The sequence below is a fragment of the Haloarchaeobius marinus genome, from assembly GCF_051207415.1.
Classification (GTDB): Archaea; Halobacteriota; Halobacteria; order Halobacteriales; family Natrialbaceae; genus Haloarchaeobius.
In genome coordinates this window covers 240,229-266,193 of sequence record NZ_JBPKGD010000003.1, presented here as the reverse complement: position 1 = coordinate 266,193, position 25,965 = coordinate 240,229, and the positions used below count along the sequence as shown (strand labels likewise).

Here is a 25,965-nt window from a genome sequence, read left to right as displayed (position 1 = left end):
GCGTCCAACCGGTGGCCGAGAACGCTGTGTGGAAACCGCATGCTGCGCGTCGAGAGTCAGGATTTCTGCAGTCCCTAACGCTTAGTTCCCGGCCCGCGTCAACCCGTCTATGGACCTGAACATGGAGGACAACACGGCGCTCGTGACGGCGAGTTCCTCGGGACTCGGACTCGCGAGCGCGAAGGCACTGGCCGCCGAAGGCGCGAACGTCACCATCTGTGGCCGCGACGAGGACCGACTGGCGGCCGCCGAGGCCGAGGTCGAGGAGTTCGGCACCGGGGACGTGCTCTCCCGACGGGGCGACATCACCGACCCGGACGACGTGACCGACCTCGTCGAGACGACGGTCGAGGCGTTCGGCGGACTCGACCACGTCGTCACCTCGGCGGGCGGGCCACGCTCGGGCCCGTTCCTCGACATGACGGAGAAGGACTTCTACGAGGCGTACGACCTGCTCGTGATGAGCGCCGTCTGGACGCTCAAGGAGGCGTACCCGCACCTCGCGGCGAGCGACGCCGGTAGCTGGGTCGCCATCACGTCGACCAGCGTCGAGGAGGCCATCGACGGCCTCGTGCTGTCGAACGCGGTGCGGCGTGCGGTCGTCGGCCTCGCCAAGACGGTCTCTCGCGAGTGGGCACCGGACGTGCGCGCGAACGTCGTCCTGCCCGGCGCACACGAGACGAGTCGCATCGAGGAACTCGTCGAGCAGTCCCTCGAACGCGGCGAGTACAGCAGCTACGAGCAGGGCCTCGAGGACTGGGCCACCGACGTCCCGATGGGCCGGGTCGGCGACCCGCAGGAACTCGGCGACGTGGTCGCGTTCCTCTCGTCGAACCGGTCCAGCTACGTCAACGGGGCGTCCGTACCGGTCGACGGCGGCAAGATGCGGAGCTGAGGTCGGCGCGAAGGTAGTCCCGTCAGAAGGCGTCTCGCGCCCGTAACTCGTCGACGACCTCTCGCACGCGCTGGGCCTCCGCTTTCGGCGCGACCAGCACGCGGTCGTCGTAGGCCGCGACGACGAGGTCGTCGACGCCGACGAGCGAGACGAGTTTGTCGCCGGCGACGACGTTCCCGCTCGCGTCGACGGTCACGGCGTCGCCGAGGACCGCGTTCCCGTCGTCGTCCCCGTCGGTCAGTCGCTCGACGGCGTCCCACGCGCCCAGGTCGTCCCACTCGAACGTGGCGGGGACGACGTGGGCCGCGTCGGTGCGTTCGAGGACGGCGTAGTCGACGCTGACGGCCTCGGCGCGGGCGAATCCCTCGCCCGGGTCGTCGGCCGTGGCGACGGGTTCGAGGGGCGTGCCGACGCACTTCCGGAGGAAGGCGTCGGGGGTCCACGCGAAGATGCCGGCGTTCCACAGACACCCCCGGTCGACGAGGTCGCGGGCGGTCGAGGCGTCCGGTTTCTCGCGGAAACTGGCGACCGGCGAGTAGCCGTCGGCCGTGCCCTCGCCGGGTTCGATGTAGCCGTACCCGGTCGCCGGGCGCGTCGGTTCGACGCCCATCGTGACCAGTCCGTCCGTCTCGACGGCGACCTCGCAGGCCCGGCGGGCGACCGAGGCGAAGTCGCCGGAGACGTGGTGGTCGCTCGGGACGCAGACGAGGACGGCGTCGTCGACCTGCTCGCGGATTCGCCGGGCGGCGTAGGCCAGCGCCGGCCCGGTGTCCTTCGCGTCCGGTTCGACCAGGACGCCCGCCGAGGGCGCGTGCTCCCGGACGGCGTCGGCGTACCGGTCGCCCGTGAGGACGTACGTCTCGTCGGCGAAACCCACGCGCGCGACGGTCCGGGCGAGCAGGGAGGCGTCGTCGCCGAAGGAGAGGAACTGCTTGGGGCGGTCGGAGCGACTGGCGGGGTACAGGCGCGTCCCGGTGCCGCCGGCGAGGACCAGTGCGACCGTGGTCACCACGTCTCGACGCACCCCTCGCGTACGTCCTCCAGACAGCCCTGGCAGTCGACGTTGTCGGCGTCGAAGCAGGGCGGGACGCCGTCCTCGGAGAGCATCACGGCGCGCCTGTCGGCGTGGCGACGGCAGACGATCTTCGCACGTCCGTGCTCGTCGGTCGGCAGTTTGCTCACCGTCTGGCCGGTGGTGAACTCGGTACGGGACTCGGCGTACTGACGACCGGCCTTCCGGAGCGTCGACCGGATGAACCCCTCGATGCGGTCGGCGGGTCCGTCGCTCACCTGGACCACCGTCCGGACGCGGTCGTTCGCATTGGCGGTCGTAACGGGTCCGTGGCACAAAGTCGCGTCGGTCGGCACTCCGTCCGGTCCCGTATCGGTCAACCGGCACTCGTAACGGGGCCGGCGGTCTCGACGAGCGATCGGGGAGACTGACGACCTCTATCTCGCCGGGAGGGACGGCGACCCCGGCAGAAAACACACAAAATTTATATATTCTAATATGAAATTGTGCGTATGAAACAGGCTACGAGAGCACTGCTGGTCGACTACGCGAAGAGATACAGCGTCGTAGCTGGCGGTGCGCTCTCCACGACGTTGCTGTTCGCCGGTTCGCAGTACCTCCCGCTCACGCTTCGCGGCACGTCCTTCTTCGTCGCTCTCGGAAGCCTGTTCCTCGCGCCACTCCCGCTGGCGGCTAGCAACGCCGGCCTGGAGTCCGCAAGTACGAGCGTCTCTGGCGGGTTCGACGTCACGAACCCGAGTGCGGCCCGGGGTGGTTCTGCTGCCGCGGGCTCGCTTCGGCTGAAGGTGACGTTCGTCCCCCTCGGAACCGGTCTCTACGCACTCGCTGGCTTCCTGCTTCTCGGGTGGACGTAGGCTCGTCCCCCGACTTCACTTTCACTCCGCTAGGGACAGTTTAAATATTATCGGGCACCAACGTCGGTACGTCTCCCACTGAACACACGCGGAGACAGAGCAAACCATGACCGATGTGCGACAGCACGCCGAAGACTTACACGAACAGTTCTCCGGACACGTGGACGTGACCGTCGACGAGATCGAGGAGCGACTCGAACGACTCGTCGGCGAGTTCAAGGTGCCGATGGACGAGGCAAAGCGCAGCGTCCGCAGTCACTACGTCGACGAGGCCGGCATCGACCGCGACGAACTCGCGGGTGGGTCGAGCGAGTCGGTCGAACTCGCCGACATCGACCAGGACGAGCAGTGGGTCGACCTGACCGCCAAGGTGACCCAGCTGTGGGAACCGCGCTCGGACGCCATCGCGCAGGTCGGCCTGCTCGGCGACGAGTCCGGCACCCTGAAGTTCGTCTCCTTCACCACCTCCGAACTCCCCGAACTGGAGGAGGGGTCGGTCTACCACCTCTCGAACGTCGTCACCGACGAGTACGAGGGTCGCTACTCGGTGAAGCTCAACCGGACGACCACCATCGAGGAGCTCGACGAGGACATCGAGGTCGGCGACGACAGCACGACCGTCGAGGGTGCACTCGTCGACATCCAGTCCGGGTCGGGCCTCATCAAGCGCTGTCCGGAGGAGGACTGCACGCGCGTCCTCCAGAACGGTCGCTGTGCAGAGCACGGCGAGGTCGAGGGCACCTTCGACCTGCGCATCAAGGCCGTCGTCGACGACGGCGTCGACGCCCACGAGGTCATCTTCGACAAGGCCGCGACGGAGGCCGTCGCGGGCATCTCCCTCGAGGAGGCGAAGCAGATGGCCATGGACGCACTGGACACGACCGTCGTCGCCGACGAGATCGCCGACGAGGTCATGGGAGTCTACTACCGCGTGGAGGGCCCGACGTTCGGCCGGTACGTGCTGGCCGACGACGTCGAGGAACTGACCGACAGCGTCGACGTCGAATCGACGCTCATCCGAGCGAGGTCGATGTGACATGAGCCAGGCACCCACCCGCGAAGTCGCAAAGCGCGTCTTCGCCCGAGAGTTCAACGACGCGACGTACACCTTCAAGGAGTCGGACGACGAGCGCGCACCCAACTTCGCGCTCCTGCCGACGGGCGACCGGGCGAACCGCGTGTTCGTCGTCGGGACGCTCACCGAGACCGAGGACATCGGCGAGGACTCGGAGTACTGGCGCGGCCGCGTCGTCGACCCGACGGGGACGTTCTTCGTCTACGCCGGGCAGTACCAGCCCGACGCGGCGACGTTCCTCCGGGACACCGAACCGCCGGCGTACGTCTCCGTCGTGGGCAAGCCCCGCACCTTCGAGACCGACGACGGCTCCGTCAACGTCTCGCTTCGGCCGGAGTCCATCGCGCTGGTCGACGAGGCGACCCGCGACCGCTGGGTCGTCGAGACGGCCGAGCGCACGCTCGACCGCATCGAGGCGTTCGACGACGAGACCAACGAGTACGCCGCGATGGCCCGCGACCACTACGGCGAGAGCACCCTCGACGGCTACCGGGACGAGGTCGTGACGGCGCTGGAGAGCCTGGACGGGGAACCGGCCGAGGACGAGGAAGCCGAAGCCTCCGCCTGATTCGCCCGGGTTCTTTCGGCGAGACGGCGACTGCAGAGCGTCTGACGAACGTTCAAGTAGCTGTGTGACAGTATTGCACGACATCATGGGCAACAAGAACAAGACCGTCTCGTTCCGTGTCAACGAGGACGCCTTCGAGACGCTCCAGGAGATCGCCGAGGAGCGAGACATCTCGCTCTCGGCGGTGTTCCGTGACTACGTGGACATGCTGGTCGCACACGACGGGCAGGTGGCGGTGGTGCCGGAGCACGAGGCTCCCGAGGAACCGACCGACGACGAGTCGTGGCCGCCGACGGTCCAGGTCCAGAAGAGCTTCCTTCGCGAACACGAGCGCCTCGAACTCGAGACCGAGCATCTCCGCGAACAGCTCGACGAGTACAAACAGTACGTCACGCACCTCCGCGAACTCCTCGACGACCAGGGCGAGGAGGAGGTCATCCACCTCGACGAACTCGACGGCGACGAGGACGAGGAGGCAGAAGACGCCTACCGACTGGGTTAACCGGACAGCTCCTCTTTCGCGGCTCTGGCCTGCTGGCGTGCCTCGTCGTTTCCGTCGACGCGAGCCAGTTCTTCCATCGCCTCCAGCGTGCGGATCGAGTCGTCGAGGAACGAGAGCACGTCGCCCTCGTAGGCGTACACCATGTAGTCGTCCGTCATCACGTCGACGATGGCCGACGGTCGAAGCCCCTGTGCCCTGAGTTCCAGCAGGTACCGGACGAACTTCTCCTCCGGGTGGCCGCAGTACGGACTGTTGTCGCAGCCACAGTCGAGGAAGTCCTTCGAGAAGTCGAGCACCCGCTCTCGCGTCGTCTCGTCGAGTTTGTCGAGTTCCTCGCCGCCGTTGAACAGGACGTCGAGCGTCGCGCCCTTGAACGCACCCTTCGGTATGTTCGTGTCGAGCTGGGAGCGCAACTGCCGGTGGTTCTTGACGTATATCTTGTCCGTGATGGCCACGATTGGACTCCAGTAGCGCGGTGACGGCCAAAAACGTCGCGGTTCGAAGTGTGACACCCTCTAGCGTGTCCCTGTACGAGTCGTAACGTATTTGAGTTCGACACGGATACGTTCTGGTGCGCAGTGTCCGGGTTAGGGTAGTGGACTATCCTTCAGCCTTGTGGAGGCTGAGACGCGGGTTCGATTCTCGCACCCGGACCTTCTGTCTGCGAACGAACGTGAGCAGACGAAGGTCCGTCGAAGAGAATCGAATCAGGGAGGGCACGCGCAGCGCAGCGAGCATGTCCGACCGGGGTTCGATTCTCGCACCCGGACCTTCTACACGTCTCGACTCCCCCGAGTCGTGCGTCTCTGGTTGGAACACGGCGTCCGGGTGACGACCCGCGTGACGTTCCCAGTCGACACCGGTCGTCCCCGGAACGGGTGCAGTGCCGGCCACGTCGGATGCGACGGCACCAGGGAGCGGACTCGCGAGTGGACGGTCGCGTTCGCTGCTCCCGTCTCCCCCATCACCCCGGTTCGACCCCGCGTATCGACGTTCGCTGGAGTGATGATAGTTCTACACGTTGCTATGTCAGCGTCACCGTCGTCGTTCGGTGATAGGCGAAAGAGACGGCCGATGGCGTCGCTACCGGGGGTCGATGCCGTCGGGAGGGGTGCGCCGGTCGGGGTCCGTGTCCCGCGTCAGTCGGCGGCGTCGACGCGCTGGGACGACGTGGTGGAACCGGTCTTCTGGATGACGTCGAACGCCGTCATGAGGTCGGTCCGCGAGATGAGGCCGACGAGGTCACCGCCGTCGACGACGAGCAGTCGGCCGACGCCCTCCTGTTGCATGGTCTGGAGAGCCTCCATGGCGTCGGCGTCGGGTTCGATGGTGTAGAGTTCGGTTGTCATTATGTCCTGGACGGTGTAGGCGTCGCGCTCGACGGCGTTGACGTCGCGGGCGTCCTCCAGCGTGACCAGGCCGACGAGGTCGGCGCCCTCGACGACGGGGTAGCCGGTGTGGCGCTCCGTGAACATGCGCTGCATCAACTCGGCGACGGTGGTCGACGGCGTGACGGTGTGCAGGTTCGGTTCCGGCGTCATGATGTCGCGGACGGTGACGTCCTCGAAGGCGGCCTTCATCACGACCTGCTGGGCCTCGGTCGACGCGCCGATGTAGATGAAGAAGGCGATACCGATGAGGAGCCACTGGAAGTTGAGCAGACCGAACAGGCCGAGCAACAGTGCGAACAGTTTCCCGACTTCGGCGGCTATCTGGGTCGCTCTCGCGTAGGTGCGGGTCCGGGCGAGGAGGGCACGCAGGACGCGGCCGCCGTCCATCGGGAACCCCGGCAGGAGGTTGAACGCCGCCAGCGCGACGTTCATCAGCGCGAGGTACCCGAGCACGAAGCGGGCGGCCGGGAGGGCCGCCGGGGTGACGGCGAACGCCACGTAGGAGACCACGCCGAGGACGATGGAGACGATGGGGCCGGCGATGGCTATCTGGAACTCCTGTTTCCAGTCCTCGGGCATCTCCGAGAGCGAAGCGATGCCGCCGAATATCCACAGCGTGATGGAGTCGATGGGGTAGCCGTACCGCATCGCGACCAGCGAGTGACCGAGTTCGTGCAGGACGACGCCGGCGAACAGGCCGACCGCGGCGGCAGTCCCGATGACCCACGGTGTCGGCCCGGCCAGCAGTGGGTCGACCGGGAGCTGGGCGTCCCACATGCCGTTCAACAGCTCGACGACGACGCCGACCTGGCTGCCGATGAGATAGGCGAACAGGGGGAGCACGAGCAGGAACGTCAGGTCCAGTTTGATTGGAATGCCGAACAGCGACCCGATCCTGAAGCTTCGCATGATAGACCCTATCGGCCGACCGGGCTTAAATGGGTGGCCGATTAAGTGGGCCGTCGTCGTACCGCCGTGTATGGACGACACGAATCCGGTCGTGCGCCGCGCAGGAGACATCGAGTACGAAGTCGTCGACGCCGCCGACGGCCTCCGGAAGGGCGTCCTGCTCTCGGCCGAGCACGGGGCCCCGAACTTCGCCATCCGGCGGTTCACGCTGGCGGCCGGCGCGGCGGTGCCGAAACACACGAACGAGGTCGAACACGAGCAGTACGTCCTCGAGGGCGAGTACGTCGTCGGCATCGGCGAGGAGGAGTACGAGGTCGCCCCCGGCGACAGCCTGCTCATCCCGGCGGGGACGGTCCACTGGTACCGCAACGAGGGCGATGCCGACGGTGCGTTCCTCTGTGCCGTCCCGAACGGCGACGACGAGATAGAACTGGTCGAGTGAGCCGTTCGTGACGATCTCTCCCCTGTCGCTGTCGCGGTAGCCCCCGGTGCGCGGTCCCCTCACCAGCCACTGACTTTAGGACAGCCAAGAAACAGATGGGATTTTGAATTATCAGGTTGGCCTCGACACCCTGAACGAACGACGCTGGCGACCCGCCGGTGACATCGGACGTCGGTGCAGGCGTACCGGGGTGGTGTGACCTGTGGCGAGAGAGACCGCGGACACGCCGGCACCGAAACCGACCGGACTGGGGTGGTCCGACGTGGTCGCGACCGTCGAGTCGACGCCGACGGGTCCCCGGGTGCTCCCCCACCGACCGGTGGAGGAGTGACCGGGCGCCGACCGCCAATCGACGGACAGGGCGGCGACGGTGGCCGGACGGTTCCGAACGCCTGAAATACCTCCCGCTCGTAGCGAGGAGCGTGTCTGAACAGGTCCAGCGCGTCGACACGTTGTTCCTGCACGAAGCAGGCGGGACCTACCTCGCCGTCGTCCAGCGCGACGGCGACCGCGTCTTTCGGGCGAAACTCGAACTGAAGGAGACGAACGCGGGGCCACGCCCGGGCAAGTTCCGGGTCGTCCGCGGGTCCAGCGAGGAGCCACGCAGCCCCGACGAGTTCGTCGAGATAGCCCGCAGAGCGTCGCGTATCCGCATCTCCGAGCAGACGTCGCGGGCCGCCCGGGAGGAACTGCAGGCGATGCTCGACGGCTACCAGCTCGACGCGAAGGTCGTCCGGACCTGTCGCTACTGTGCCTCCGCCGGGCGCTACTCGCCCATCACCACCGACACGGCCGTCAAGTCCGGCGACGACTGGATCTGCACCGACTGTGCGCGCCGCGAACTGGAGACGGAACTCGCCTACCACGGCGAGTTCACCAGCGCGGCGCGGGACAGGCTCGAAACGCTCCTGCTCGACGTCCAGGACCTCGAACGCATCACGAACCTGCTCAAGGGCGAACTCGACCCCGACCTGACCAAGTTCGACGAGATATCGGCGACGACCGACGAGGTCGACCCCGTCCCCGTCTCGTCGCTCGGGCTACACCCGGACCTGCAGGGCCTGCTCGACGACCGCTTCGAGACCCTGCTCCCAGTCCAGAGCCTCGCCGTCGAGAACGGCCTGTTCGACGGCGACGACCAGCTCGTCGTGAGCGCGACGGCGACCGGGAAGACCCTCGTCGGCGAACTCGCCGGCCTCCAGCGCGTCCTCGAGGGGAAGGGCAAGATGCTCTTTCTCGTCCCCCTCGTCGCGCTCGCCAACCAGAAGCACGAGGACTTCGAGGACGAGTACGGCCACCTCGTCGACGTTACCATCCGGGTCGGCGCGAGTCGCGTCTCCGACTCCGGGTCGCGGTTCGACCCGTCGGCCGACGTCATCGTCGGCACCTACGAGGGCATCGACCACGCCCTCAGGACCGGGAAGGACCTCGGCGACGTCGGCACCGTCGTCATCGACGAGGTCCACACGCTGAAGGAGGAGGGACGGGGCCACCGCCTCGACGGCCTCATCTCCCGGTTGAAACACTACAGCACCCAGCGCAGGAAGGAACGCGCCGGCTACGACGGCGCGCAGTGGGTCTACCTCTCGGCGACGGTCGGCAATCCCTCGGAACTCGCCCAGGCGCTCTGGGCGAAACTCATCGAGTTCGAGGAGCGTCCAGTCCCCATCGAACGCCACGTCACCTTCGCCGACGGGCGGGAGAAACCGCGCATCATCGACCGCCTCGTCCGCCGCGAGTTCGACCGCGAGTCCTCGAAGGGCTACCGCGGCCAGACCATCGTCTTCACCAACTCGCGCCGGCGCTGTCACGAGATATCGCGCAAACTGGAGTACAGTTCCGCGCCCTACCACGCCGGCCTCGACTACGGCCGCCGGAAGAAGGTCGAACGCATGTTCGGGGACCAGGAACTCGCCGCAGTCGTCACAACTGCCGCCCTCGCGGCCGGGGTCGACTTCCCAGCCTCGCAGGTCGTCTTCGACTCGCTGGCCATGGGCATCGAGTGGCTCTCCGTCCAGGAGTTCAGCCAGATGCTGGGCCGCGCCGGTCGCCCCGACTACCACGACCGCGGGAAGGTGTACATGCTCGTCGAACCCGAGTGTACCTACCACAACTCGATGGACATGTCCGAGGACGAGGTCGCGTTCAAACTACTCAAGGGCGAGATGGAACCCGTCGTCACCCGGTACGACGAGGACGCCGCCGTCGAGGAGACGCTGGCGAACATCGCCGTCGCGGGCAAGGGGGCGAAGGCGCTCAACGACCGCATGCTCGGCGACGTCCCCACGAAGCACGCCCTCGGGAAACTGCTGGAGTACGACTTCATCGACGGCTTCCGGCCGACGCCCCTGGGGCAAGTGGTGTGCGAGCACTTCCTGACGCCCGGCGACGCCTTCGCCATCCTCGACGGCATCCGCAAGGAGAAGCACCCGTACGACGTGGTCGCCGACCTGGAGTTGCGCGAGACCGAACTGTAGTCGCGTCGGACGGCGCGTTCGGGACGTGTCAGTTCGTCTTCCCCTTCGGCCGTGTCCTACTCACGCCGAACCAAAAACACTTGACCGGCAACGGCGAACGGGAAGGTGATGCTGCTGGTGCTGTGCGTGGACCTCGACGACGACATCGGCCGGAAGACCGGCGTCCGCACGCCCGTCGTCGGTCGGGACGCCGTCGAGGAAGCCGCCGTGGAGCTCGCGACCGTCGACCCCGAGGACTCGGACGTGAACGTCCTCTTCCAGGGGGTACACCTGGCGGACACAATCAGCGACGCGACGGTCGAGGTGGCCGCGGTGGCCGGGAACGAGCGCGGCGACGTCAGCGCCAACCGGACGGTCGGCGAGGAGGTCGACGAGGTGCTCGCCGGCCTGTCGACGAGCGAGGAGGTGACGGCGCTCATCGTCACCGACGGGGCACAGGACGAGTCGGTCATCCCGGTCATCCGGTCGCGCGTCAAGGTCGACGGGGTCCGCCGTGTCGTCGTCCGGCAGGCACAGGACCTCGAGTCGATGTACTACACCATCAAGCAGGTGCTGAACGACCCGGAGACGCGCGGGACGATACTGGTGCCACTGGGCATCCTCGTACTCATCTACCCGCTGGCCCTGCTCGGGGACCTGCTGCGACTGCCGGCGGGGTCGGTACTGGGACTCTCCTCTGCGCTGCTGGGACTGTATCTCATCTCTCGCGGCCTGGGCGTCAGCGAGCGACTCGACACGGCCGTCGAACGGGCACGGAGCGGCCTGTACGCCGGTCGGATGACGCTCATCTCCTACGTCGTCGCGGCGGCCCTGCTCGTCGTCGGTGGCGTCTCGGGCGTCGAACAACTGGCGGCGGCGGAGGAGGCGAGTCTCCAGACCCTGAGCGCGGCGGAGGTGCTCGCGGCGCTGACGTACGGTGCGGTCCGCTGGTTCGCGGCGGCGGGCATCACGACCAGCCTCGGCCAGATAACCGACGAGTACATCGAGGGGACGCTGGAGTGGCGCTACCTGAACGCGCCGTTCTACGTGGTCGCGATGGGGTCGGTGCTGCACGCCGTCTCGGCGTACTTCCTCGGGACGATTTCGCTCTCGAACATGGCGGCGGTGCTGACGGCCGGGACGCTGCTCGGACTGGTGAGCACGCTCGCGTTCGCCATCGCGGAGACGCACTTCTCGGAACGAGTAGAGACGAGCTAGCGCGGTCAGCGCTCGCGGACGACGACGAAGCGCGCGAGGTCTTCGAGGTACTCGCGAGCGTCGGTGTTGCCCGAGTCGACCTTCGAGAGCGCGTCGAGTGCGGCGTTGGCCTCGGACTTGGCGCGCTCGTTGGCCTCCTCGGGACTGAGTTCGGTCACCTGGACGACGGAGGGGCGGTCCATCTCGACGTCCTGTCCGGTCGGCTTCCCGAGTTCGTCGGCGTCTGCCGTCGCGTCGAGGACGTCGTCGCGAATCTGGAAGGCGACCCCGACGCGCTCGGCGTACTCGCCGAGGGCTTCGACGGTGTAGGCGTCGGCGTCGGCGGCGACGGCACCGAGTTCGGCGGCGGCCCGGAACAGCGCGCCGGTCTTGCGACGAGCGAGTTCCATGTACTCGCGCTCGTCGGTCGGCCGGGCGGCGAGTTCCGTCGCCTCGCCCTCGCTGAGTTCGACCATCGCCTCGGAGACGATCTGCATCGCCTGGGGGTCCGACGAGAACAGCGCGAAGGCCTCGCCGAGCAGGCCGTCGGAGGCGACGATGGCGGGACCGTAGCCGTACTCGGCCCACGCGGCGGTCGTACCGCGTCGCACCTCGGACCTGTCGATGATGTCGTCGACGACGAGCGACGCGTTGTGGACGAGTTCGATGCCGACGCCGAAGTCGACGGCCGCCTCTGCCTCGCCGCCGGCCGTCTCGCAGGCGAGAACGGTCACGGTCGGGCGCACGCGCTTCCCGCCGGACAGTGACACGTGTCGCAACTCGTCGGCGAGCTCCGACGGCTCGACCGCGTCCAGCACCTCGACTAGCCGGTCGTCGACGAGTTCGCGCCGGCGCTCCAGGAACTCCATCGCGCGTCCGTTAGGAACGCCGGGAAAAGTAGGTGACGGAACGCCCCGGGCTCACCCCTGGAACTCGAACGGGTTGTCGTCCTCGTCGTTCTCACCGCCGGGCGCGGGGTCGGGTGAGGCGACGTAGTCGGCGTCGCTGTCTTCCAGCACGTTGGGCGCGACCTCCCAGCCGTCGTCGCGCTCGACGTCGGTGTCGAACCGGTCGAGCGCCTCGCTGAGGTGACCGGCCTGGTCCGCGAGTTCGCTCGCGCTGTTCGAGACCTCGGTTAGCGACGTGGTCTGTTCCTCGGCTGCCGCGGCGACGTTCTCGGCCTCGGTGGTGGTCTCCTCCGAGATGGTCGCCGCGTCGTCGACCATGGCGACGACCTCCTCGGTGGAGGCCGCCTGTTGCTCGGTCGCCGCCGATATCTCCTGGACGCCCTCGTTCGTCTCCGTCGCGTACTCGGCGACGTCGTCGAGCGCGGCCGCGGCGGCCTTCACCGACCCGGCCTGCTCGGCAATGCGGTCGGACGTGCGCTGGACCTCCTCGGAGGTTGCGTCGGTCCGTTCCTTGATGCGTTCGAGTCGCTGCTCGATGTTTTCGGCGGTCTCCTTGGTGTCCTGTGCGAGTTCCTTGACCTGCTGTGCGACGACCGCGAAGCCGTCGCCCTCGCCACCGTCACCGCCGCGCGACGCCTCGATGTTGGCGTTGAGCGCCAGCATGTTCGTCTCCTTTGCGACCTCGGTGATGAAGTCGATGAGTTCGTCGATCTGTGCGACCTCGTCCTCGAGGCTCTGGATCGCGTCGACCGCTTCCTCGGACTCGTCCTCGATGGCGGCCATGCCCTCGATGGCCTCCTGTGCGGCATCGCGTCCCTCTCGACCGGTCTCGGCCGTTCGTTCGGCGAGGTCTGCGACCTCGTTGGACGAGGCGGCGATCTCCTCGGTGGTGGTCGAGAGCTGGTCCATCTCGGAGTTGGCGGACTGGAGCGACCGGTTCTGTCGTTCCGCGCCGTCCGAGATCTCCTGGATGGACTCGGTGACCTGCTCGGAGGCGGACCGGACCTCCTCGCTGGAGGCCGTGACCTGCTCGGACGCCGTCGCGACGTCGCCCGCGAACGCCTTGACGCGGTCGGTCGTGGTCTCCAGTTCCGTGATCATGCTGTTGAACTCCTCCGCGATGGCCGTCATCGCCTCGGACTCGGAGTCGGCGTCCATCCGGACGGTGAGGTCGCCCGCACCCGCGGCCTGCATCACGTCGCGGTACTGGTCGGCCTTCTGTTCGAGGTGGCTGTTGAGCCGTTCCGCCTCGGCGCGTGCGTCCTCGGCGTCGTCTCTGGCGGTCTGGACGGCGTCGAGTTGCTCCTTGAGCGACCGTCGCATGCTGTCGATGGTGCCGTAGAGGGCACCGATCTCGTCCGCGCGCTCCGACTGTATCTCGGTCTCGAGGTTCCCGTCCTCGATGGCCTTCGCACGCTCGGAGAGCCGAGACACCGAGGTCGCCGTGTTCCGGCCGATGGTCAACCCGATGACTGCGATGCTCCCGAGGGCCAGACCGACCATCAGGAGCAGTTGCGTCCTGATGGAGTTCTGGATGGCGAACGCCTCGGACTCGGGGACGCGTCGCGTCACGACCCAGTCTTCCGAGGTCAACGACTGCGAACCCACGACGACGGTTCCATCGTCGGTCGCGACCGTGTCGAGTTCGTCGTCTGAGAGTCGACTCGGGTCGACGACGTCCTGGGTCAGCAACTTGCTCCGGTTACCCGACAGCATCACCTTCCCGTCCTGGTCCAGGACGACGACCTCGCCGTAGGACACCTGCGGGAGCGCGGTCACGGACAGGCGCTGCATGTCGAGGACCGCGACGAACGAGCGCTGTTCCTCGTTGGGCACCCGGCTCCGGACGAGCATCACGTCCTTGTCCTGTCGGTCGCGCATCTCGTCGCCGGCGTTGGTACTGGTCGTCTCGAAGGGCGCGCTGGTCGCCGTCTGTCCGGGCGGCACCGACTCCATCGTAGAGAGTCTCTGCTGGAAGGCGTCCGTCAGCGACCCGTCGGCGATTCCGGTCCCGGACCCCGTCTGGGCGAACACCTCTCCCGTCTCCGTGTTGACGTAGTACATGGAGTCGACGTAGGCCGGCGACGCAGCGTTCTGCATCAGTGCCTGCGTCTCGGACAGTGTCTCCGTGTTCTGGGCCGAACTGGAGGTGCTGAGCCCGGCGACCTCGGCCTGGGTCTGCTGTAGCGTCTGGTCGATGAACTGTTGCTGTATGGCGACGCTCGTCTGGAGGTCACGACTCGTGTCCTCCGCGAGTTGCGACCCCGTTTCGAGGTAGATGAACGCCCCGACCCCGCCGATGACGGCTATCACGATGAGCAGTGCCAGCGAGAACTTCACTGCGTAGTTCCGCCGTATCGGCTCGGGGACGAGTCGCCCCAACGCATCTGACATACAACCAGTACCCGCGTGGAGGCCTATGTACCTTATCTCGGATTATCTGACTATTCACACAGGTATATACTTCCGTGATTCGATGGTTCTGGGGTTCCTGCCACCCGATAATGGCCTCTTACTGGTGCAGAATGCGCACCGTTGTCGGGTTCGCCAGTCTGGCTCACCGACGGCAGGTAATATACGTACGCTGGTACGTCTGTGGAATCGTGCCGAGAACTGGTGGCGTCGGGCGACCGGTCGCCCGGGTCGCTCACTCGAACTGTTCGATGAGTTCGGGAACGACGTCGAACAGGTCGTCGACGATGCCGTAGTCTGCGATGTCGAAGATGGGCGCGTTCGGGTCGGTGTTGATGGCGACGATGGTGTCGCTACCCTTCATGCCGGCGACGTGCTGGACCGCCCCGGAGATGCCGATGGCGATGTACACGTCCGGCGTCACGACCTTGCCCGACTGGCCGACCTGCCGGTTCTTCGGGAGCCAGCCGGCGTCGACGATGGGTCGCGACGACGACAGCGTCGCACCCAGCGCGTCCGCGAGTTCCTCGACGAGTTCGATGTTCTCCTCCTCCTCGATGCCACGCCCGACGCTGACGAGGATGTCCGCCTCGCTGATGTCGACGTCGCCACCCGCTACCTCGTCGAACCCGGTGACGGTCGACCGGACCGCGCTCTCGTCTATCTCGGCCTCGAACGACTCGATGGCCGGCTCACCGGCCGACTCGGCCACGGGCCACTCGGCACCCCGGATGGAGATGGCGACCTGGTCCGCCTCGACCTCGGTCGTCGTCTCGACCTTGCCACCGTACATCTCCCGGGTCGCCGTCAGCGCGGCTCCGTTGGTCGCGAGGCCGACGACGTCGCTGACGTAGGGCAGGCCAAGCCGGTTGGCGACCGCCGGCGCGTAGTCCAGTCCGTTGACCGAGTTGGGGGCGAGCAGGAACTGCGGGTCGACCGCGTCGAAGAGCTGTTCGACGACCTGGACGTACACGTCGTGGTTGAACTCCTCGCCGTTCGAGACCTTGTGCACGGTGTCGACGCCGTCGAGTGCGAGCTGTTCGGCGAACTCGTCGACCTCGCCGGAGATGACGGCGACGTGCAGGTCGCCCTCCGTCTCGTCGGCGAGTTCGCGGCCGGCGGTGACGAGTTCGAACGAGACGTCGCGCAGTTCGCCACGACGGTGGTCGGCGATGGCCAGGACGTCCGTCATTGGGCACCCACCCCCTTCTCGCGGAGCAGGTCAGCGAGCTGTTCGGCCTCGTCGGCAGCACCACCTTCGAAGTAGGTGGTGTCGCTCTCGCTCTCGGGTTCGTACATGTCTGTGAGTCTGAGGTCGTTCTCGACGGACTCGGCGTCGAGACCGAGGTCGCCGAGGGTCTGCGGTGCGATCTCCTTACGCTGGGCCTGGCGGATGCCACGGAGGCTGGCGTACCGTGGCTCGTTGATACCAGTCTGGATGGTGAGGACAGCGGGGAGTTCGACGTCGGTCAACTCGTCGACGCCGCCTTCCAGTTCGCGGTGGACGGAGGCGGTCCCCTCGGCGACGGAGTCGTGGTCGAGGGCGTTGACGACGGCGGCCCACTCGAAGCCGAGTGCGTCGGCCAGAGAGACGCCGGTCGCCCCGAACCCGTCGTCGTCGGCCTGGACGCCGGAGAGGACGAGGTCCGGGTCCTCCTCCTCGACGACGCGTTCGAGGATGCGGGTCTTGGACCCGACGTCGAGCAGGTCGGTGGCGGCGATGTCGTCGTCCCAGACGCGGACCGCACGGTCGGCACCCTTCGCGAGCGCCATCCGAATCGTCTCTTCGGCGCGCTCCGGACCGATGGTGACGGTCACCACCTCGTCTGCGATGCCCGCCTCTTGCAACTGGACGGCCTCCTCGACCGCGTAGTCGTCCCATTCGTTGAGGTCGTATTCGAGGTACGTCTCGTCGATGGACGTTCCGTCGATGACGAACTCGTCCTCGACGGCGGCCACCTCCTTGACGGTCACGAGAACTTTCATCGTCCGGGTCTAACGCTGGCCCCTACGTAAATGGTTACGAAACACCGCGTCCGCCAAAAACTGTTTGTGCAGGCCTCTCGGCGACGTTCGTCAGCGGTCGTCGTCGAAGTCGCCGACGTTCTCGTCCGGCAGCGTGATGAGATTCTCACGTCCGATGCGTAGCTTCTGTATCTCGTCGTCCTCGTCCATGCCGGAGAGCAACTGCGACACCTTCGCGTTCGACCAGCCGGTCTCTTTGACGATGTTCGCCTGCTTCATCCGTCCGCCGTTCTCGTCGAGGAGTCGAAGGACCCGTTCCTCGTCCGAGAGCAGTTCGGAGTCGATGGATTCGGCTTCCTCGTCGGAGTCGTCCCCGTCGACGTCTGCCGAGGGCTCGGCCGGGCCCGTCCCACTCCTCGAACGCTCGACGACCGGGCCGCCACTCGACGACCCGCCGTCGGTCGTTCCGCTGGCGGCCGCCTTGCCGCCGTTCGGCGTCGTGGTGGGCTGTCCGGGTTCGCGGTCCGTCCGGCGGCTGGCGAACAGGTACGCCCCGGCGGCGACGACGACGACGAGCAGGCCGACCCCGGCGCCGACGAGTATCGGCGAGATGCCCTCGATGGGTTCCGTCCCGGGGTCGAAGTACGTCACGTCGATGTATCCCGGTTCGAAGTCGACGGGGCCGTCCCACCGGAGCGTCCCGTTGTTCGGCCCCTTGTCGTCGGGGGAGTCGCGGATGCCGTAGTTGGCCGGTCCGTCGATTATCAGTCGCTGCCCCTCGTACAGCCTGTTGAACCACGTCTGGTCCTCGGTCCCGAAGGCGTCGCCGACGACGATGGTGTCCTGGCGCACCTCGGCGAAGTTCGTCCAGGTGAAGGAGTAGGTGAGTTCGCCGACGTACGCGGTGGTCTGACCTGCCCCGGTGCCCGTCGTCGTCGCCCGTGTCGTCGTCGTCCCGTTCTCTGGCTGGCGTTCCGCGAGTCGAACCTCCTCCCAGCCAGCGTTCACGACCCGCATGTCGCGCCCGGTCCACGCTTCGGCCTGCGTGGCGAACTGCTGGAACGTCCGTGGCGAGAAGCCCACGGCTTCGTCCCCGTTCGCGACGTTCTCTCCGAACTGCCGGAACGCCGTCGTCTCGTTGTCGCCCGTGACGACGTAACGATAGGTTATCGACCACCGCGCGTCGCCATTGTCCGTCACGTTCACCTCGATGACGGTGTGCGGGGCCGCAGGTTCGAACTCGGTGGCCGTCCGTTCGCCGTCGAGTGCGGTCGGGGTACTCCCTGTTTCACCGGGCGCGCCGACTGCCGGGACGACGACTAGTGTCAGGGCAAAGAGGGCAACCACGAGTACGGGGAGTGACCGCATACGAACCCACGTGGTTGCTCATATGAAAAAACGCTTTCCATCCCGATAAAACGTCAGCGGGCGTTATGAAAGGTTTCGGCGATTCTCCCCGCTCCGCAGGGCCCGTAACGGAACGTCGACCGCTTTTTGTATCAGTGACCTGTACGGGGTAGGTGAATGAGTCGTCTCACGTTACTCGTCCTGATGGCCCTTCTCACCGCGTCCCCCGCGGCGTCGGTAGCCGGGACCGGCGTGGACGCGCCCCCTTCTGACCCATCGACCGTCGAGGCGGCGTCGACGCAGGCCGTCGACGCAGCGGTCGCGAACAACACGACCCGCCGGCTTCGACTGGACTCCGTGGGGCGGCAGAACTACTCGCAACCGGGCATGGACTTCGGGAGCACCGTCGCCATGACCGGGCAGCGACTGGAGCACGGCTTCAACTTCGAACACCTCTCGGTACAGGTCCAGCAGGCCGCCTCCCCGCAAGCACAGCAGGCGCTCGTCGATAGCGAGGTCGACCAGATACGCCGCGGCATCGACGACATGCGCTCCCGGGAACGCGATGCCATCCTCGCGTACGGGAACGGCGAGATAACCGACGAACAACTCGCCCGTCGCCTCGCGATGGTCCACGCCCGGGCGGTCCACCTTGACGAGGCCATCTCCAGAATCGAGAACGGGTACGGGGTCGAACTCGGGACGCTTCACCGGCGGACGAACGAGTATCGAACGCCCATCCGGAGCCAGGTCCTCGACGCCATCGAAGGTGACCGGGAGGACCCCGTCATGGTCCACGTCGCTGGTTCGGGCCAGGGGGTCGTCCTGCAGTCGATATCCGAGTCCCAGTTCGACAGCCAGTACTACCGGGAGGCGGTCCGAATCGACAACTTCGACACCGACCCCTCGGACGGGTTCAACTCGAGTTCGTTCCTCGCCTTCGTCAGCGAGCAGTACCCGTTCATCGAGACGGAGAACGGCGGCACCCTGCGGCCGACGGGGACCGGCAACTGGTTCTACGACAAGACCAGCGACTGGGGCTCGATCCGGGTGTACGCCGACGGGTCGACCCAGTCCGTCTACCGCGAATACCAGACGCTCAGGATGAGCGACCTCCCGACCAGCACCGTCCACAACGAGACGGGCAACGCCACCACTGTCTCCCTCAGCGAGACGGCCAACGACGGGCCTGCGCAACTCGTGGTCACGGACGCGCTGACCGGCGACCCCGTCACCGCGTCGGTGTACGTCGACGGCGAACTCGTCGGCCGGACCGACGGCGCCGGTTCACTCTGGATACTCCAGCCGGCGGGCGAGTACGAGGTCTCTGTCCGGACCCAGGACGGCCCCGTCAACGTCTCGGTGTCGCCCTGACCGCACGGTCGGGCCACCGTTTTTATCAGAAGCCGGGGCCAGACGTGGCGTGCTCGCCGCTCGCGCAGTCAGTCCGGTCGTCGGCATCGTCCTCCTGGTCGCGCTCACGCTGACCGTCTCGAGCGTCGTCGCCGTCGGCGCGTTCGACCTCGCCACTGCGACCGAACCGGCCGAACCGACCCGCGCCAGTTTCGCGGCGACGGCCGACGCCTCGACGGGTCGCATCACGCTCACGCACCGGGGTGGCCGTGCAGTCGACGTGGACGACCTGCGAGTCGTCGTCACCGTCGACGGCGAGGAACTCGCACACCAGCCCCCGGTACCCTTCTTCTCGGCGCGTGGGTTCGTCTCCGGGACGACGGGACCGTTCAACCCGGCGGCCGACCAGCGCTGGACGGCGGGCGAGACGGCGAGTTTCGTCGTCGCGGGGACGAACGCGCCGACCGTCGACCGGGGGTCGGTCGTGGTCGTCACGCTCGTCGTGGACGGTGGAGTCGCGGGGGAGATTCGGGTGCTCGCCGGTTAGCGATTCGTCTCGACATCGGGCTGGTTTCGATGTCACGACTCAGACCGAGGAGAGGGGTAGACAGAACTCGGAGAGGCCGGTCTGTTCGGAACCGAGCGTCGGGACACCGACGGCCACGGGCCCGCCAGCTATTCACCGCTGCCTGAACCGTCGCTGGCTTTGATGTCTTTGGTGTCGGGTCCGTCGCTGGCTTTGATGTCTTTGGTGCCGGGTCCGTCGCTGGCTTTGATGTCTTTGGTGCCGGGTCCGTCGCTGGCTTTGATGTCTTTGGTGTCGGGTCCGTCGCTGTCGTCCACGGGTGCACGCGCGAGCGTGGTGATGGCGATGTCCGGGTCGTACTCCGGGCCCATCAGCCGGTGCTGGACGTCCTCGAAGCCGGCCTCGTCGAACATCCGGTCGGCCTCGGCCTCGTCGTAGAAGAGCATGATGGCGTCGGCGATCTTCTGCATGATGGTGGTGTTCGGGTAGTTCGGCCCGACGACGAGTACCTGCCCGCCGGGCTTGACGACGCGGCGGAACTCGCGGAGCGTCATGACCGGGTTCGGCCAGTACTCGATGGACCCCGAGGACCAGACGACGTCGAAGCTATCGGTCGCGAAGGGGAGTCGCTCGGCGTCGCCGAGGTGGAAGTGTACCTGCCCTCGCCGGCCGAACTTGGCGTAGGCCTTCTCCAGCTGGTGGGGCGACTGGTCGAGCGCCCAGAGTTCGTCGACGTTCTCGTGGGCGAGGAGCCCCTCCGTGGCGAAGCCTGTCCCACACCCGACGTCGAGGATGCGGTCGTCCGGCTCGATGTCGAGCATCCCGATGGCCTCGGTTCGCATCTCCTCGTTCCAGATGAACGGGTTGATGGTGTCGTACACCTTCGAGAGATACTTGTAGAACAGGCGTGCGCGCGCCTTGTTTTCGAGGATTCCCATTGCCCGGCCTTTGGGAACCTCGGCCCATAGTTCTATCGCGACGAGACGAACGAGGGCCGTGGAAGGGCGAACGCCTTTCGCAACTACCTTATACGCGCTGTGTAAACTTTCGACCGTTCAATCCATGCCGAGGCCACAGGTTCTCGAACAGATACAGGAGGCCGAGACAGAGGCCGACCAGATCGTCGCCGAGGCTGAATCCGACCGCGACGACAGAATCGCCGAGGCCCGGGCGCGTGCCGACGAGATTCGCCGCGAGGCGGAGGAGGAAGCACGCGAACTGGAGACACAGCGCCTCGAGACGGCCAGCGAAGAGATCGCCGAGGAACGCGACCGCATCCTCTCCGAGGGTGAGGCCGAACGCGAAGCACTCCGCGAGCAGGCCGACGGTCGTATCGACGACGTCGTCGCGTACGTCCTCGACGTGTTCCAGGAGGAGGTACATGCTCAGACCTGAGAAGATGAGCAAGGTCTCGGTGACGGGGTCCAAGGCGGTCATGGACGACGTCATCGAAACGGCACACGACCTGAACCTGCTTCACCTGAGCGACTACGACGGCTCCTGGGAGGGCTTCGACAACGGGACTCCCATCGAGGGCGCCGACGACGCGTCCGAGAAGCTCGTCACGGTCCGTTCCATCGAGACTATCCTCGACGTCGACGAGGAACACGCCGGTCCGAGTCGCATCGTGACCGACGAGGCTCTCGACGAGGAACTCGAGGAGATTCGCACGGAGGCGAACCAGCTCGACGACCGCCGGAACGACATCGAGTCCGAACTCCGGGAGACCGAAGAGGAGATCGAAGCGATCGAACCGTTCATCTCGCTCGGTATCCCGCTGCACCTCCTCTCTGGCTACGACTCGCTCGAGGTCGCCGTCGGTCAGGGCGACCCGGACGCAGTCCGCGCCGAACTCGACGACGCGGCGGCGATCCGTGCGTTCGACGTCGAGGTCGGCGACGACCTCGTCGCGGTCTTCGCGTACCCCGAGTCCAACGCACGCGAGAGCGTCCTCGACGACCTGCTCGTCCAGGCGAACTTCACGCGAACGGAGGTCCCGGACGCGGAGGGCGAGGCGAGCGAGTACATCGAGGAACTTCAGCACCGCAAACAGCAACTCGAGTCGAAGCTCGCGACGACCGAGGACGAGATGGAAGAACTTCGCCTCGACGCCGCTGGCTTCCTGCTCGCGGCCGAGGAACGCCTGACGATCGACGTCCAGAAGTCCGAGGCACCGCTCCAGTTCGCGACCACCGAGAGCGCGTTCATCGCCGAGGGCTGGATTCCGACCGACATGGTCGACCGCCTGAAGAGCAGGCTCGCTGACGCCGTCGGGAACCGCGTCGACGTGGACGAGATAGAGCGCGCCGAGTACACCGACGGTCACGCGACCGATACCGAACACGTCACCGAGGACGGAACCGCCAGCGGCAAGCCGGAAGCAGCGGCCGACGGTGGCATCGTCACGATGAACGACGCGCCGCCGACGATGCAGGAGAATTCGGAACCGGCCGAGCCGTTCGAACTGCTGACCAGGATGGTCGGCCTGCCGAGTTACGACGAACTCGACCCGACGTTCGTCCTCATGCTGACGTTCCCGGCGTTCTTCGGGTTCATGATCGGCGACCTCGGGTACGGTATCCTCTACACGGCCGCCGGCTTCCTCCTGTACACGCGGTTCGACAACGACGCCATCAGGAGTCTCGGTGGCATCGCGATGTGGGCCGGTGGGTTCACGATGCTGTTCGGCATCCTCTACGGCGAGATATTCGGCTTGCACGTCCTTGGTGAGGTGCTGTTCGGCGAAGGCGGCCCGCCGATGCACAAGGGCCTCCAGCCCCACTACTCGCAGTACGGCCAGACCTGGCTGTTCCTCAGCCTGCTCGCTGGGCTCGCACACATGACGGTGGGGTACTTCTTCGGCGTCGTCAACAACCTCGACCACGGACTCAGGGACGTACTGTACCACGACCTCTCGTGGCTCGTGATGATGCTGGGCCTGTGGGTGGCCATCCTCAGCAAGGCCGGCCAGGGCATGAAGCCCAGCTTCCTGTTCACGACGCTCGGCGGGGAGAACGCGGCGTTCGACCTCGGCTACACGGGTCTGCCTGAGGCGGCGGCGGTCGTCGGCCTCGGGATGTTCGCCGTCGGACTCGTCGTGATGACGTTCGGCGAGTACAAGCACATGGGCGCACCGGGAATCATGGTCGGTCCGCTGGAGAGCGTCAACGTGCTCGTCAACGTGCTCTCGTACCTTCGGCTCGCGGCCGTGCTGCTGGCGAAGGCGGGGATGGCGTTCGTCGTCAACCTCCTCTTCTTCGGCGTGTACGTCACGGGCGAACCGGGTGACGAGGTCTGGCACTTCGGTACGGGCCACATGCCTCACGTGGGCGATACGGTCCACGGTCACGAGGTCACCGAGATAATGTTCGGCGGCCTGCTCCACGGGAGCGTCGGGACGATCGTCGTCGGCGTCCTCCTGCTGGTGGTCGGCCACATCGCCGTGCTCCTGCTCGGCATCACGAGTGCCGGCCTGCAGGGTATCCGTCTCGAGTACGTCGAGTTCTTCGACAAGTTCTACGAGGGAGACGGCCGCGAGTTCACGCCCTTCGGCTACGAACGCGAGTTCACCGCCGAAGACTGACCGCGCCATCGTTTCTGTCGTCCGACTCGAGCCCGCCGGAAGTGGTTCGTCGGTATCGAAAGTATAATCCGCCTCGGCCGGGAATACGTACAGTTGGAGGCCTACATCGGCCGATTCTTTTGGGAAGTTTTAAGAAGCCTCTGGCGTCAACTACCGACTGTCCGGTTACAGACCAAGAGGAATACGTACACACTATGTTCGAAGCTCTTTCCACCATCGGTTCGGCAGCACTGAGCAGCGCAACTGACCTCGGATCGCTCCTCCTCCAGGAGACACAGCCACAGGTGAGCGGTCCTGCGATCACCCAGAAGGGTGCGGCCGCGATCGGAATCGGTCTGGCGGCCATCGGCGCGGGCTACGCGGAGCGTGGCATCGGTTCGTCCGCCATCGGCGCACTGGCGGAAGATTCACTCAGCATCGGTATCGCAGTCTTCCTGACGGTCCTTCCCGAAACGCTGGTAATCTTCGCACTGGTCGCGCTCTTCGTCTGAGCACCCCCCGGCTTTCTCCACCATGAGTTTAGACACAGTAACGGAGGACATACGAGAAGAAGCCCGCGCGCGTGCGGAAGAGATACGCGCCGAGGCCGAGGCAGAGGCTGAATCGCTGATCGAAGCGGCCGAGGCCGACGCCGAAGAGACGCTCGAAGCAGCAGAGCGCCGGGCGGACCGACAAGTCGCACAGAAACGAGAGCAAGAACTGTCGAGTGCGAAGCTCGAGGCCAAGCAGATGCGCCTCGAAGCTCGCCGAGACGTGCTGGAGTCGGTCCGCGAACAGGTCGAGACCGCCATCGTCGAGCTGGACGGGGACGACCGCGAGGAGCTCACCCGGGAACTGCTCGACGCCGCGTCGACCGAGTTCGAAGACGCCGACACGGTTCGCGTCCACGGTCGGGCCGACGACCAGGACCTGCTCGAATCGATACTCGCCGACTACGACGGCTACGAGTACGCCGGCGAGTACGACTGTCTCGGCGGCGTCGTCGTCGAGAGCGAGGAGAGTCGCCTCCGGGTCAACAACACGTTCGACTCGGTGCTCGAAAACGTCTGGGAGGACGAACTCCGAGAGATAAGCTCCCAACTGTTCGAAGAGCAATGAGCACGCTCGGTACCGCTCGGACGGCTCTGACGGTGTCCGCACGCGCCGCGACCGGCGGTGATTCGGCGTGAACACGATGGACGGCGGTTCGAACCCGGAGTACGTCAACGCCCGCGTCAGGGCTCGTCGTGCCAAGCTGTACGACGACGAGGACTACCGCAAACTCGTACGCATGGGGACGGGTGAGATCGCCCGCTACATGGAGGAGACCGAGTACGAGGCAGAGATGAACGCGCTCGGGTCCCGGTACAGCGGCGTCGACCTCATCGAGTACGCGCTGAACCGCAACCTCGCGAAGCACTTCGAAGACATCCTCGGCTGGTCGGGCGGTCGAATCTACGACCAGCTCGCCGCGTACCTGCGCAAATTCGACGCGTGGAACCTCAAGACGGTTCTCCGCGGCCTGTACGCCGAATCGCCACGCGACGAGATCGAAGCGGACCTCATCCGCGCCGGTGAGTTCGACGACGAGTTCCTGTCGCAGTTACTCGACGCCCAGGACATCGAGAACGTCGTCGAGCTCTCCGAAGGGACTATCTTCGGTCAAGGACTGGAGGACGCGTTCGGCCAGTACCAGGAGTCGAACGTCCTCGTTCCGCTGGAGAACGCCGTCGACCGGGCCTTCTACGAGCACCTGCTCGACGACGTCGGGACGGTCGAGGAACCGACGAGTCCGACGGCGATGTATCTGGAGTTCCTCCAGGCCGAGATCGACTTCCGTAACGTCCGGAACGCGCTCCGACTCTCCCGGAGTGGGGCGGACATGGACCCGGCCGAGTACTTCATCGAGGGCGGTCGCCTGTTCGACGAGACCGAACTGAGTGCCCTCGTGACGAACACGGACGAACTCGTCGCACGCATCAGAGACAGCACGTACGGCGACGAGCTATCGACCGCGCTGAACGAACTCGAGGAGGCGGAGAGCCTCATCGGCTTCGAGAACGCACTCGACGCGGCGCTACAGGAGTACGCCGACCACTTCTCGAACTCCTTCCCCATCTCTATCACGCCGATTCTCGCGTACATCATCGCGAAGGAGCGGGAGATAGACAACATCCGTGCCATCGCGCGGGGGAAGGAGGCGGGACTCAGCGAAGACGAGATCGAAGCGGAGCTGGTCACCATATGAGCCAGGAGATAGCCGTCATCGGCAGTCCGGACTTCACCACCGGGTTCCGGCTGGCGGGCGTCCGGAAGTTCGAGAACGTTCCCGACGACGAGAAGGACGAGCGCCTCGACGAGGCCGTCCAGACGGTCGCCCGGGACGAGGGGGTCGGTATCGTCGTCATGCACGCCGACGACCTCGACCACCTCTCCCGCGACCCGCGGCGCGTCGTCGAGACGAGCGTCGAACCGACGTTCGTCACCCTCGGTGGCGACGCCGGAAGCAGCGGGCTGCGCGAACAGATCAAGCGAGCCATCGGTATCGACCTGATGGAGGAAGACTAACA

The 25,965-nt window shown here is 66.3% G+C and carries 26 protein-coding genes, 1 tRNA gene and 1 pseudogene; 18 read left to right on the top strand and 10 right to left on the bottom strand.

From position 1 onward, the window contains the following. The first annotated feature begins 109 nt into the window (after positions 1 to 109). Entirely contained in the window at positions 110 to 895 is a 786-nt protein-coding gene (locus ACSC1W_RS13300) for an SDR family oxidoreductase (protein WP_435348014.1), read from the top strand. 22 nt (positions 896 to 917) lie between these two features. Here ACSC1W_RS13300 and ACSC1W_RS13295 read toward each other — a convergent pair whose 3' ends face one another. Together ACSC1W_RS13295 and ACSC1W_RS13290 are read right to left on the bottom strand one after the other, a co-directional pair. After that, on the bottom strand, positions 918 to 1,907 hold the full coding sequence (locus ACSC1W_RS13295) for a mannose-1-phosphate guanylyltransferase (protein WP_435348013.1): 990 nt from the start codon (positions 1,905 to 1,907) through the stop codon (positions 918 to 920). Then, positions 1,901 to 2,185: a DUF7091 family protein gene (locus tag ACSC1W_RS13290; protein WP_435348012.1), complete on the bottom strand. Its 285-nt coding sequence runs from the start codon at positions 2,183 to 2,185 to the stop codon at positions 1,901 to 1,903. The genes ACSC1W_RS13295 and ACSC1W_RS13290 overlap by 7 nt, the downstream gene beginning before the upstream one ends. 234 nt (positions 2,186 to 2,419) lie before the next feature. On the opposite strand from ACSC1W_RS13290, the gene ACSC1W_RS13285 reads away from it, so the two are divergent. The 4 genes from ACSC1W_RS13285 (at position 2,420) to ACSC1W_RS13270 (ending at position 4,927) form a co-directional block, all read left to right on the top strand. Next, positions 2,420 to 2,782 (top strand): hypothetical protein, encoded by a 363-nt coding sequence (locus tag ACSC1W_RS13285; RefSeq protein WP_435348011.1) that lies wholly within the window; start codon positions 2,420 to 2,422, stop codon positions 2,780 to 2,782. A 106-nt stretch (positions 2,783 to 2,888) separates the two neighbouring features. Further along, positions 2,889 to 3,818, top strand: coding sequence for a replication factor A (locus ACSC1W_RS13280; protein WP_435348010.1), 930 nt, complete (start codon positions 2,889 to 2,891; stop codon positions 3,816 to 3,818). A 1-nt stretch (position 3,819) separates the two neighbouring features. Further along, positions 3,820 to 4,425 (top strand): RPA family protein, encoded by a 606-nt coding sequence (locus ACSC1W_RS13275; protein WP_435348009.1) that lies wholly within the window; start codon positions 3,820 to 3,822, stop codon positions 4,423 to 4,425. 85 nt (positions 4,426 to 4,510) lie between these two features. Continuing rightward, positions 4,511 to 4,927 carry a DUF8146 domain-containing protein gene (locus ACSC1W_RS13270; protein WP_435348348.1) on the top strand — a complete coding sequence of 139 codons (417 nt, stop codon included), beginning with the start codon at positions 4,511 to 4,513 and terminating at the stop codon, positions 4,925 to 4,927. Here ACSC1W_RS13270 and ACSC1W_RS13265 read toward each other — a convergent pair. Beyond that, positions 4,924 to 5,382, bottom strand: coding sequence for a DUF5814 domain-containing protein (locus tag ACSC1W_RS13265; RefSeq protein ID WP_435348008.1), 459 nt, complete (start codon positions 5,380 to 5,382; stop codon positions 4,924 to 4,926). The two genes, ACSC1W_RS13270 and ACSC1W_RS13265, sit on opposite strands and share 4 nt — an antisense overlap. Before the next feature lie 126 nt (positions 5,383 to 5,508). On the opposite strand from ACSC1W_RS13265, the gene ACSC1W_RS13260 reads away from it, so the two are divergent. Further along, positions 5,509 to 5,581 (top strand) — tRNA-His (locus ACSC1W_RS13260). A 485-nt stretch (positions 5,582 to 6,066) separates the two neighbouring features. On the opposite strand, the gene ACSC1W_RS13255 is transcribed toward ACSC1W_RS13260, so the two are convergent. Continuing rightward, the gene (locus tag ACSC1W_RS13255; protein WP_435348007.1) at positions 6,067 to 7,227 is read right to left on the bottom strand and encodes a CBS domain-containing protein; all 1,161 of its coding nucleotides are present in this window, start codon (positions 7,225 to 7,227) and stop codon (positions 6,067 to 6,069) included. 70 nt (positions 7,228 to 7,297) lie between these two features. On the opposite strand from ACSC1W_RS13255, the gene ACSC1W_RS13250 reads away from it, so the two are divergent. The 4 genes from ACSC1W_RS13250 (at position 7,298) to ACSC1W_RS13235 (ending at position 11,343) form a co-directional block, all read left to right on the top strand. Then, positions 7,298 to 7,669 (top strand): cupin domain-containing protein, encoded by a 372-nt coding sequence (locus ACSC1W_RS13250; protein WP_435348006.1) that lies wholly within the window; start codon positions 7,298 to 7,300, stop codon positions 7,667 to 7,669. 202 nt (positions 7,670 to 7,871) lie between these two features. Next, on the top strand, positions 7,872 to 8,000 hold the full coding sequence (locus ACSC1W_RS13245; protein ID WP_435348005.1) for a hypothetical protein: 129 nt from the start codon (positions 7,872 to 7,874) through the stop codon (positions 7,998 to 8,000). Positions 8,001 to 8,091: 91 nt separating this feature from the next. Next, a complete protein-coding gene (locus tag ACSC1W_RS13240; RefSeq protein ID WP_435348004.1) occupies positions 8,092 to 10,146 on the top strand; it encodes a DEAD/DEAH box helicase in 2,055 nt (684 codons plus the stop codon). Positions 10,147 to 10,254: 108 nt separating this feature from the next. Next, positions 10,255 to 11,343 carry a DUF373 family protein gene (locus ACSC1W_RS13235; protein ID WP_435348003.1) on the top strand — a complete coding sequence of 363 codons (1,089 nt, stop codon included), beginning with the start codon at positions 10,255 to 10,257 and terminating at the stop codon, positions 11,341 to 11,343. 5 nt (positions 11,344 to 11,348) lie between these two features. Here the strand turns inward: ACSC1W_RS13235 and ACSC1W_RS13230 are convergent, their stop codons facing one another. The 5 genes from ACSC1W_RS13230 to ACSC1W_RS13210 all read right to left on the bottom strand — a co-directional run bounded on the left by ACSC1W_RS13230 (position 11,349) and on the right by ACSC1W_RS13210 (position 17,975). Continuing rightward, positions 11,349 to 12,191 carry a polyprenyl synthetase family protein gene (locus ACSC1W_RS13230; protein ID WP_435348002.1) on the bottom strand — a complete coding sequence of 281 codons (843 nt, stop codon included), beginning with the start codon at positions 12,189 to 12,191 and terminating at the stop codon, positions 11,349 to 11,351. A 51-nt stretch (positions 12,192 to 12,242) separates the two neighbouring features. Then, positions 12,243 to 14,624, bottom strand: a complete 2,382-nt coding sequence (locus ACSC1W_RS13225; protein WP_435348001.1) for a methyl-accepting chemotaxis protein — start codon at positions 14,622 to 14,624, stop codon at positions 12,243 to 12,245. 253 nt (positions 14,625 to 14,877) lie between these two features. Beyond that, positions 14,878 to 15,834, bottom strand: coding sequence for an electron transfer flavoprotein subunit alpha/FixB family protein (locus ACSC1W_RS13220; RefSeq protein WP_435348000.1), 957 nt, complete (start codon positions 15,832 to 15,834; stop codon positions 14,878 to 14,880). Continuing rightward, complete coding sequence (locus ACSC1W_RS13215) at positions 15,831 to 16,628, bottom strand: electron transfer flavoprotein subunit beta/FixA family protein (RefSeq protein ID WP_435347999.1); 798 nt, start codon at positions 16,626 to 16,628, stop codon at positions 15,831 to 15,833. Before ACSC1W_RS13215 ends, ACSC1W_RS13220 begins: the two co-directional genes overlap by 4 nt. 90 nt (positions 16,629 to 16,718) lie before the next feature. Next, complete coding sequence (locus tag ACSC1W_RS13210) at positions 16,719 to 17,975, bottom strand: helix-turn-helix transcriptional regulator (protein WP_435347998.1); 1,257 nt, start codon at positions 17,973 to 17,975, stop codon at positions 16,719 to 16,721. Positions 17,976 to 18,131: 156 nt separating this feature from the next. Here ACSC1W_RS13210 and ACSC1W_RS13205 point away from each other — a divergent pair, with 156 nt between their 5' ends. Together ACSC1W_RS13205 and ACSC1W_RS13200 are read left to right on the top strand one after the other, a co-directional pair. Further along, positions 18,132 to 19,328 carry a DUF7096 domain-containing protein gene (locus tag ACSC1W_RS13205; RefSeq protein WP_435347997.1) on the top strand — a complete coding sequence of 399 codons (1,197 nt, stop codon included), beginning with the start codon at positions 18,132 to 18,134 and terminating at the stop codon, positions 19,326 to 19,328. Positions 19,329 to 19,377: 49 nt separating this feature from the next. Then, entirely contained in the window at positions 19,378 to 19,854 is a 477-nt protein-coding gene (locus ACSC1W_RS13200; RefSeq protein WP_435347996.1) for a type IV pilin domain-containing protein, read from the top strand. Positions 19,855 to 20,150: 296 nt separating this feature from the next. On the opposite strand, the pseudogene ACSC1W_RS13195 reads toward ACSC1W_RS13200, so the two are convergent. Then, positions 20,151 to 20,771, bottom strand: a pseudogene (locus ACSC1W_RS13195) (methyltransferase domain-containing protein); the annotation flags it as partial. Between the two features lie 124 nt (positions 20,772 to 20,895). Between ACSC1W_RS13195 and ahaH the strand changes: the two are divergent. The 6 genes from ahaH to ACSC1W_RS13165 all read left to right on the top strand — a co-directional run bounded on the left by ahaH (position 20,896) and on the right by ACSC1W_RS13165 (position 25,963). Beyond that, complete coding sequence (gene ahaH, locus ACSC1W_RS13190; RefSeq protein ID WP_435347995.1) at positions 20,896 to 21,228, top strand: ATP synthase archaeal subunit H; 333 nt, start codon at positions 20,896 to 20,898, stop codon at positions 21,226 to 21,228. After that, entirely contained in the window at positions 21,215 to 23,416 is a 2,202-nt protein-coding gene (locus ACSC1W_RS13185) for a V-type ATP synthase subunit I (protein ID WP_435347994.1), read from the top strand. The genes ahaH and ACSC1W_RS13185 overlap by 14 nt, the downstream gene beginning before the upstream one ends. Before the next feature lie 194 nt (positions 23,417 to 23,610). Next, positions 23,611 to 23,907 (top strand): hypothetical protein, encoded by a 297-nt coding sequence (locus tag ACSC1W_RS13180; protein ID WP_435347993.1) that lies wholly within the window; start codon positions 23,611 to 23,613, stop codon positions 23,905 to 23,907. 22 nt (positions 23,908 to 23,929) lie between these two features. Then, on the top strand, positions 23,930 to 24,514 hold the full coding sequence (locus ACSC1W_RS13175; protein ID WP_435347992.1) for a V-type ATP synthase subunit E: 585 nt from the start codon (positions 23,930 to 23,932) through the stop codon (positions 24,512 to 24,514). Between the two features lie 76 nt (positions 24,515 to 24,590). Continuing rightward, complete coding sequence (locus tag ACSC1W_RS13170; protein ID WP_435348347.1) at positions 24,591 to 25,643, top strand: V-type ATP synthase subunit C; 1,053 nt, start codon at positions 24,591 to 24,593, stop codon at positions 25,641 to 25,643. Continuing rightward, positions 25,640 to 25,963, top strand: coding sequence for a V-type ATP synthase subunit F (locus tag ACSC1W_RS13165; RefSeq protein WP_435347991.1), 324 nt, complete (start codon positions 25,640 to 25,642; stop codon positions 25,961 to 25,963). Before ACSC1W_RS13170 ends, ACSC1W_RS13165 begins: the two co-directional genes overlap by 4 nt. The last annotated feature ends 2 nt before the right edge of the window (positions 25,964 to 25,965 follow it).

What these genes read in the sequence shown, in the direction of transcription:
- ACSC1W_RS13280 (WP_435348010.1), top strand. Translation starts at nt 2,889, where the DNA reads ATGACCGATGTGCGACAGCACGCCGAAGACTTACACGAACAGTTCTCC.
- ACSC1W_RS13165 (WP_435347991.1), top strand. Translation starts at nt 25,640, where the DNA reads ATGAGCCAGGAGATAGCCGTCATCGGCAGTCCGGACTTCACCACCGGG.
- ACSC1W_RS13205 (WP_435347997.1), top strand. Translation starts at nt 18,132, where the DNA reads ATGAGTCGTCTCACGTTACTCGTCCTGATGGCCCTTCTCACCGCGTCC.
- ahaH (WP_435347995.1), top strand. Translation starts at nt 20,896, where the DNA reads ATGCCGAGGCCACAGGTTCTCGAACAGATACAGGAGGCCGAGACAGAG.
- ACSC1W_RS13275 (WP_435348009.1), top strand. Translation starts at nt 3,820, where the DNA reads ATGAGCCAGGCACCCACCCGCGAAGTCGCAAAGCGCGTCTTCGCCCGA.
- ACSC1W_RS13175 (WP_435347992.1), top strand. Translation starts at nt 23,930, where the DNA reads ATGAGTTTAGACACAGTAACGGAGGACATACGAGAAGAAGCCCGCGCG.
- ACSC1W_RS13255 (WP_435348007.1), bottom strand. Translation starts at nt 7,227, where the DNA reads ATGCGAAGCTTCAGGATCGGGTCGCTGTTCGGCATTCCAATCAAACTG.
- ACSC1W_RS13210 (WP_435347998.1), bottom strand. Translation starts at nt 17,975, where the DNA reads ATGCGGTCACTCCCCGTACTCGTGGTTGCCCTCTTTGCCCTGACACTA.
- ACSC1W_RS13180 (WP_435347993.1), top strand. Translation starts at nt 23,611, where the DNA reads ATGTTCGAAGCTCTTTCCACCATCGGTTCGGCAGCACTGAGCAGCGCA.
- ACSC1W_RS13250 (WP_435348006.1), top strand. Translation starts at nt 7,298, where the DNA reads ATGGACGACACGAATCCGGTCGTGCGCCGCGCAGGAGACATCGAGTAC.
- ACSC1W_RS13225 (WP_435348001.1), bottom strand. Translation starts at nt 14,624, where the DNA reads ATGTCAGATGCGTTGGGGCGACTCGTCCCCGAGCCGATACGGCGGAAC.
- ACSC1W_RS13170 (WP_435348347.1), top strand. Translation starts at nt 24,591, where the DNA reads ATGGACGGCGGTTCGAACCCGGAGTACGTCAACGCCCGCGTCAGGGCT.
- ACSC1W_RS13300 (WP_435348014.1), top strand. Translation starts at nt 110, where the DNA reads ATGGACCTGAACATGGAGGACAACACGGCGCTCGTGACGGCGAGTTCC.
- ACSC1W_RS13285 (WP_435348011.1), top strand. Translation starts at nt 2,420, where the DNA reads ATGAAACAGGCTACGAGAGCACTGCTGGTCGACTACGCGAAGAGATAC.
- ACSC1W_RS13235 (WP_435348003.1), top strand. Translation starts at nt 10,255, where the DNA reads ATGCTGCTGGTGCTGTGCGTGGACCTCGACGACGACATCGGCCGGAAG.
- ACSC1W_RS13215 (WP_435347999.1), bottom strand. Translation starts at nt 16,628, where the DNA reads ATGAAAGTTCTCGTGACCGTCAAGGAGGTGGCCGCCGTCGAGGACGAG.
- ACSC1W_RS13230 (WP_435348002.1), bottom strand. Translation starts at nt 12,191, where the DNA reads ATGGAGTTCCTGGAGCGCCGGCGCGAACTCGTCGACGACCGGCTAGTC.
- ACSC1W_RS13220 (WP_435348000.1), bottom strand. Translation starts at nt 15,834, where the DNA reads ATGACGGACGTCCTGGCCATCGCCGACCACCGTCGTGGCGAACTGCGC.
- ACSC1W_RS13185 (WP_435347994.1), top strand. Translation starts at nt 21,215, where the DNA reads ATGCTCAGACCTGAGAAGATGAGCAAGGTCTCGGTGACGGGGTCCAAG.
- ACSC1W_RS13270 (WP_435348348.1), top strand. Translation starts at nt 4,511, where the DNA reads ATGGGCAACAAGAACAAGACCGTCTCGTTCCGTGTCAACGAGGACGCC.